The sequence below is a fragment of the Nocardia thailandica NBRC 100428 genome, assembly GCF_000308795.1.
In the GTDB taxonomy this organism is placed as follows: domain Bacteria; phylum Actinomycetota; class Actinomycetes; order Mycobacteriales; family Mycobacteriaceae; genus Nocardia; species Nocardia thailandica.
In genome coordinates this window covers 1-7,496 of the sequence record NZ_BAGK01000230.1, presented here as the reverse complement: position 1 = coordinate 7,496, position 7,496 = coordinate 1, and the positions used below count along the sequence as shown (strand labels likewise).

General features: G+C 73.6%; 2 protein-coding genes and 1 pseudogene. 1 reads left to right on the top strand and 2 read right to left on the bottom strand.

Annotated elements, in window-relative coordinates:
- Together ON36_RS26925 and ON36_RS26920 are read right to left on the bottom strand one after the other, a co-directional pair.
- On the bottom strand, positions 1-2,218 hold a 2,218-nt coding region (locus ON36_RS26925; protein ID WP_052314382.1), incomplete at its 3' end, for a hypothetical protein.
- On the bottom strand, positions 2,215-4,059 hold the full coding sequence (locus ON36_RS26920) for an Hsp70 family protein (RefSeq protein ID WP_043659227.1): 1,845 nt from the start codon (positions 4,057-4,059) through the stop codon (positions 2,215-2,217). The genes ON36_RS26920 and ON36_RS26925, both read right to left, overlap by 4 nt.
- 287 nt (positions 4,060-4,346) lie before the next feature.
- Between ON36_RS26920 and ON36_RS32985 the strand changes: the two are divergent.
- Positions 4,347-7,496, top strand: a pseudogene (locus ON36_RS32985) (hypothetical protein); the annotation flags it as partial.

Sequence of the window (7,496 nt, the reverse complement as noted above, 5' to 3'; positions counted from 1 at the left end):
CGGCGGGCGCGGCGGCGGCCGGGGCCGGTTCGGTGCGGACGTGTCCGCGCACCGAGCGGGCCAGGCGCAGCAGCGCGGTGGCGGTGGTGGCGTCGGCGGTGGTGAGGGCGGCGTCACCGGCCAGGCGGGCCGCGTCCCAGGTCAGCCCGGCCGCCGCGAGCGCGGTGACGGCGGCGTGGACCTGGCCGGCGTCGGCCTCGCGGCGCAGCACGAGCACCCAGGTGCGGCCCGCGTCGGCCAGGGCGGCGGCGTGCGGGTCGCCGTCGGCGGCGGCGTTCTTGAGCGCGTGCGCGTGCGGGAGCAGGTCCTGCGGCGACTGCTTGATGATGGCGGCCTGCACCCCGTACCAGTGGAAGACGTTCGCCCAGGCCGGGGCGCGGCCCAGCCTGCGCAGCAGCGCCAGGGTCGCCGTGACCAGCGGCTGGATCCTGGCCTCGTCCCGCAGCTGGATCCCGGCCAGCCACAGCTCGCCGACCGGCAGCAGGCTCAGCAGGTCGGCGTCGACCTTGTCGAACAGGGGGTGCGCGGCATTCCACGCCTGACCGAGCTGATGGGCGTCGCCGCCGCGGCGGGCGAGGCCGACCGCGAGGCCGTGGGCGAGCAGCCGGTCGCGCGGGGCGAGCGCGTCGAGATCGAGCCCGGCGAGGATGTCGGCGGCCAGCGGCTCGTCGCCGGTGCGGAACGCCGTCCACGCCGACAGCACCGGCAGCTCGCTGCCCGCGCCCGCCGCCGCCCGCACCGCGTCGCCCGCGCGGCGGGGCTCGCCCGCGCTCAGGCTCAGCAGCGCGGCCACGGTGACCGCGTTGCAGGGCAGCCCGGCGGCGTTGGCGTGATCGGCGTGGGCGGCCTGGACCAGCCGGGCGATCGCGCCCGTCGTGCCCGCGCCGTGCGGGTCGAGCGATTCCAGCAGCGCGCCCGCGACCAGCCGGGCGCCCGCCTGGCCCGGGGTGGGCGGCCAGTTCTCCGCGCCCGCGGCCATCTCGTCGGCGCCCGCGCCGTCGCCCGCCAGCGCCAGCACCGTGGTGGCCACGGCCCAGTCCGCGCCGACGCGGCGCGCGCCGAGCCAGGTGTAGAGCGCCGCGGCACGGGCGACCAGGCCGCGGCGGGTCAGCACGCCCGCGCACACACGGACCGCGGTCGCCAGCTCGGTCTCGCCGACGTCGCCGCGTTCGAGCACGGGTTCGGCCAGGCGCAGCGCGGTGTCGTCGTCACCCGCGCGGGCCGCGGCGTCGGCCCAGCGCACCGCGATCGGGGCCGGGTCCGCGCCCGAGGACACCGCCGCCGCGTAGTAGCGGGCCGCCTCGGCGTGGTTGTTCTCGGCCGCGCGGCACAGGAAGTCGGCGAGCCGGTCGTCGCGGACGCCGGACTCGGCCAGCGCGAGGCCGGTGTGATCGCGCAGCAGCCCGGCTTCGAGGCGGGTGCTCAGCAGCCTGCGCTGCACGGCGACGAACCGGCGATCGCCGAGCAGGGTCCGCAACGGGCCGACCGCCGCCCGCAGCAGCAGGTCGGCGTCGGTGACCAGCGCGCAGGCGCGGGCCCGGTCGATCAGCCGGTGCGCGGTGTCCAGGTCGACGCCGAGGACCTCGGTGAGTTCGCCCGCGTCGAGCCCGGTGCCCGTCGCCGCGACGACAAGGGTGTCGAGCAGGTCGGCGTCGGCGCTCACCAGCAGCGAACGGCTCCACGCCCCCAGCGCGTCGTCGACGACCGGCCCGCAGGACTCGAGCCTGCTGGTCCGGGTCGCCGACAGCGCCGCGACCACGCCGCCGTGGATACCGGCCGTGCCCTGGTGGATGTACTGGGCGATCTGCGGCGGCACCATCATGCCGAGCTCGCGCGCGAACGGGCCGATGTCGGAGCTGCTCAGCGTGCGCAGATCGACCGTGCGCCCGCACCGGGACATCACCTCGGCCAGCGAGCGCAGGCCCGAGTCGTGCGGGCGCGGCTGGGCGGCGAGGACGACCGACCGGTCCCCGGACTCGATCGTCCGGCACAGCGACTCGATCCGGTCGGCGGGCAGCGCGTGCACGTCGTCGGCGATGAGCGGCTGGTCGGGGCCGGAGCGGCCGCGCATCCGCTGGCGGACGACGTTGAGCAGGGTGGACTTGCCGGTGCCGGAACGTCCCTGGATGAGCAGGATCAGCGGTTGCGCGTCGGCGGTGTCGACGGCCCGCAGGATGTCGCGGGCGTGGGGCATGGTGTCGAGCGCGATGTCATTCAATTGCCTGCTCCCGGCACGAGTCCGGTGACACCGTCCACCACGCCGCCGAGCGTGTCGGTGGCGCCGCCGACGACGTTGGGGACGACGTCCTGGCCGGGGACGGTCGGCCGCGGCACCTGGGGAACCGGGACGGTCTGGGTCACCGGGCCGGAACCGGGGGCCGGGGACTGCGGGGCGGGCGACTGGGGGGCGGGCGCCTGCTGGACCGGCGCCTGTTCCTGCGGCGCGGGCGCCTGCTGCGGTGCGGGCGCCTGCTGGCCTCCGGCCGGGGCGCTCTGCCCGGCCGGCGCGCCAGCGGTCTGCGGGTTGGCCGGCGCGCCCTGCGTGCCGGGGGCCTGGGTGCCCGGTGCCTGCGTCCCGGGCGCGGTGGCGGTGCCCGGCGCGCCCGCGGCGGCCGAGCCGGGCGCCTGCGTGCCGGGGACGGGGTTGCCCGTGGCGTCGAGGACCGGCTGGCCCGCGATGGTCCCGGCCCCCGGAACCTCGGCGCCGGTCTTCGCGGCGCCGGGCGCGACCGAGGACGGGGTCGGTGTACTGGGGGTCGGGGTGCCGGTACTCACCGCCAGCGTGCCGGTCGCGAGGCCGCCGAGCGCGACGACCGCCGCGGCGAGCAGCACCGCGCGTTTGGCGGTCAGCAGCCGTTTCGCCTGCGGCGCGGCGGCCGGGAGCGCGGGCAGCTCGCGGGTCGGGGTCGCGGCGGCGGGTGCGGCGGCGGGCGGGGCGGCGGCGACGCCCGGCTCGCCCGGGAGGAAGGACGGGTTGTCGGGGGCCTGCGCGGCCTGCAGGTCGGCGGCCAGCTCGGCCGCGCCCGCCGCGCTCGCGGTCCGCGGGTTGTCACAGGCGACCACCGGCACGCCGAATTCGGCCGAGACCATCTCCGCGACGAGCGGGATGGCGCCCCCGCCACCGGTCAGCAACACCGCCGCGATGTCGCCGAACTCCATGCCCGCGCCGTGCACGGCGGCGCGGACGAGGTCGAGGGAGTCGGCGATGTCACCGCGCAGCAGGTCCTCGAGCTCGCCGCGGACGATGCGGACCTGGTCGATTCCCGATCCCGCGCCGAGCGCGCCCACCGAAACGCCGGTGGCGGTATTTATGGAAAGGTCTTCTTTCGCTTTTCTGCAGCGGTCCCGCAGTTCCGCCAATTCCCGCTCGACCTCCGGGTCGAAGGGATCGAATTCGGCGTCACCGACCGCATTTGCCAGGACATAGCGCATCGTCAGCAGGTCGAATTCCGCGCCCGACACCTGCGGGCTGTACGCGGGACTGCCCAGCAGACCGGCCTGGTCGCCCGTCCGGACCACCGACACCGTGAGCCCACCCGCGCCCAGGTCGTACACGACCAGCGCGCCCTGATCGAGCAGCCCGCGCTCGATCTCGTAACGGCGGACCACCGCCAGCGGCTCGGGCACCAGCGTCACCGCACCGATCCCCGCCCGGTCGAAGGCGTCGCGCTGCTCCTGCACCGTCGCCTCCGGCCACCACGCCGGATGGCACGCGACAATGGTTGCTTCGTCGAGGTAATCACCTGTCAGGGCATGGATTTCGTCGATCAGCAGCGAAGTGGTCGTGGCCACCAGATCGGCCGCCGAATGGGTGCTGCCGTCCTCGGCGATGATCCCCACCGGGTCGCCGACCCGCGACAGGAAGTCCTCCAGAACCACCGCGCGCGCGTGCCGACCCGGCCGCTGCGCCGACAGCGCCAGCGCGGGCGCGGCATCCGGGGAGAGCTGAACGGCGCTGCGCCGTTCCACGACGGCGACCGGCGCGCTGTCGCCCTCGGTCGCGACCGCGACCGAGTGCACTGTGCCGACAGTGATGCCGAGCGTCAGACGTTCGTTCATGACGAGAACCCTTTGCCGAGGTGTGACCGGGGAGACAGCCGAAAAAGATCCATCTCCACTGTCGTTTGCTCGGCGTCCGCTGTTACCTCGCGTGGGGGAAACGAGGGGGAATTCCCCTAACGCCGATCCGCCCCCTAATGGTCCCCCCAGCTCAGCTATGGGGTTTCGCCCCGTTTCCGGGGACCCCCCGCGGCCATAGCGTGGAAATCATTCTTTCGACGACCCGGACTCGCTGGCCGCGCCACGGACCGAGCCGCTCGGCCACAGATCCGAAGGAGTGAGTCTCGATGACTGCCATGACCGAGAACGCCATCCTGCAGTTCATCCTCAACCTGCTGCGCGACCGCGACGCCGCGGCCACCTACATCGCCGACCCCTGCCGGGCGATCGAGCAGGCCCAGCTCTGCGTCACCCCGCAGTACATCGCCGGGTGCGCGCCGCTGGTATCCAAGGCGATGTGCGGCTGCGGGAGTCAGCAACTGCCCGGCATCGTGGGCTGCGCCGGCCACACCGGTCCCGGGGCGGGCGCCGGGTACGGGAGCTACGCGCGCAACTTCCTCGGCGGCGGGCGTGGGGGATCCGGGTACGGTCCCGCCGGCTACGGCCCCGGCGGGCACGGCCCCGGCGGCGGCTACGGGCCCGGTGGTTACGGGCCCGGTGGCTACGGGCCCTACATTCCGCGACCCGGCGGTCCGGGTGGACCCGGCGGACCCGGCGGACCCGGTGGCGGCCCGGGTGGACCCGGTGGACCCGGCGGCCCCGGCGGACCCGGCGGCGGGCCGGGCGGAGGTCACGGCGGCCCCGGGGGGCCCGGAGGCCCCGGTGGACCCGGCGGCTCCGGTGGCAACACGACCACCACCAACAGCAACAACCCCGTCACCAACATCGGCAACGGTGACAACGAGTTCTTCAGCCCCGACATCCTCACCGGCAACCCCGTCAGCAACATCCTCAACGGCGGCCAGATCGGCAACCTGGGCGACGTCGCCAACATCGGCAACATCGGCGGCGACACCCTCAACAACATCGGCAACGTCGGCAACATCGGCAACCCGCTCAGCGGCATCGGCAACCTGACCCAGCAGTTCGGTGACATCGGCAACCTCACCAACTCGGTCGGCGACCTCGGCGACGTCACCCAGCAGCTCGGCGACATCACCGGCCTCGGCGACGTCGTCCACCTCGGCGACGTGATCGGCGGCAACAACACCCTCGGCGACGTCACCAACCTCGTCAGCGGCGCGAACCTCGGCGACGTCGACCTGCTGAACCAGGCCGCCCAGATCGCCAACGACATGTCCGACGCCTTCACCAACGCCGTCCAGATCGGCGACGGCTTCCTCGGCGGCCTCAACGCCCCGGTCTCGGTCGTCGCGGGCTCCCTGGGCGGCGTCACCGGCGTGCTCAACAACATCGGCCCGATCGGCGACATCGGCAGCTTCGACAACGTCGGCAACGTCCTCGAGCAGATCGCCTTCGGCAACTTCGTCGACGCCCTCAACGGCGTCGGCTCGGTCGGCGACGTGACGCAGGTTCTCGGCGACGTGGGCTCGGTGGGCGACGTGACGCAGGTTCTCGGCGACGTCGGCTCGGTGGGCGACGTCCTCAACGGTTCCTCGGTCGGCGACGTGCTCGGCACGGTGGGTTCGGTGGGCGACGTGACGAACGCCGTCGGCGTCCTGAACGACGTGGGCGACGTGACGAACGCCGTCGGCGTCCTGAACGACGCGGTCGACGTGACGAACGTGATCGGCGGCGTCCTGAACGACGCAGGCGACGTGACCGCCGTGACGGGCGACGTCTCCGATGTGGTCGCCGGGATCGGTTCGGTGGGTGACGTGAACACGGTGCTCGGATCCGTCGTCGGCGACGTCGGTTCCGTGGGTGAGGTGACCGAGGTCGTCGGCTCGGTGGGTGACGTGACGAATGTGGGCACCGTCGGCGACGTGCTCGACGACATCGCCTCGGTCGGGGACGTCACCGACGTGGTGACCGGTATCGGCTCGATCGGTGACATCGGTTCCGTAGGCGATGTGACGGGCGTGGCCGGCGATCTGACCACCACCGCGGGCGATGTCGTCGGCTCGGTCGGCGACATCACCGGCGTCGCGGGTTCCGTCGGCCAGGTGACGGGAGTAGCGGGCGACCTGACGCAGTCCGTCGGTGACCTGACGGGCGTAGCGGGCGACCTCGCCTCCCTCGGCGACGTGACGGGCCCCGTCACCAGTGTCTCCGGGATCGTCGGCGACCTCGGCGATATCGGCTCGGTCGGCGACCTGACGGCTGTCGCGGGCGACATCGGCTCGGTCGGGGATTTCACCGGCGTCGCGGGCGATGTCGTCGGCTCGATCAGTGACGTGAGCGGAGTGGCAGGCGACGTGACCGGGGTAGCCGGAAACATCGTGGGTTCGGTCGGCGACGTCACCGGTATCGCCGGCACCATGATCGGCCCCGTCAGCGGTGTCGCGGGCACGGTCGGTGATGTGAGTGGTGTCGCGGGCGACGTGACGGGTGTGGCCGGGAACCTGATCGGCGCGGTCGGTGATGTGAGTGGCATCGCCGGCGACGTGACCGGCAACTCGGGAACCATCGCCGGCGTCGCGGGCGACGTCGTCGGCTCGATCGGTGACGTGAGCGGAGCGACCGGCGACGTGACCGGCGTGGCGGGCGACCTGACTAACTCCGTCGGCGACATCACCGGCGTGGCAGGCGATCTCACCAACAGCGTGGCCGAGGTGAACGGTGTCGTCGGCGACCTGACCGGTATCGGCGATGTGTCCGGGGTCGTCGGCGACGTCACGGCGGTAGGCCAGGGCATCGGCGACCTGACCGGCATCGCGGGCGACGTCACCGACATCGGCGTGATCTCCGATGTCACCGGCATCGCGGGCGACGCGACCAACTCCATCGGCTCGGTCGGCGACGTCACCCAGACCCTCGCTTCCGTCGGCGACATCACCGGCGCGACAGGCGATCTCACCAACTCCCTCGGCTCGGTGGGCGACGTGACCGGAGTCGCGGGGGATCTGACCGGCATCGCCTCCTCGGGCGACCTCACCGGCGTGGCGGGCGACCTCACCCAGACCGTCGCCTCGATCAGCGACGTCACCGGCACGATCGGCGACGTCACCGCCGTCGGCGGCGATCTCCTCGGCACCGTCGCCTCCGTCGGCGACATCACCGGCGTAGCAGGCGATCTCGCGGGCAACTCCGGTGATCTGACCGGCGTGGCCGGAGACCTCACCCAGACGGTGGGCTCCGTCGGCGACATCACCGGCGGCGACCTGATGAGCAACGCGACCGGTGTCGCCGGGGACCTCACCCAGACGGTGGGCTCCGTCGGCGACATCACCAATACGACCGGCGACCTCACGAACACCCTCGGCTCGCTCGGCGACCTGACCACCGGCGACATCGTCGGCGCCGTCGGCTCGGTC

Bases quoted from the DNA above. Each gene is read 5' to 3' on its own strand.
- ON36_RS26920 (WP_043659227.1), bottom strand. From the start codon at position 4,059: ATGAACGAACGTCTGACGCTCGGCATCACTGTCGGCACAGTGCACTCG.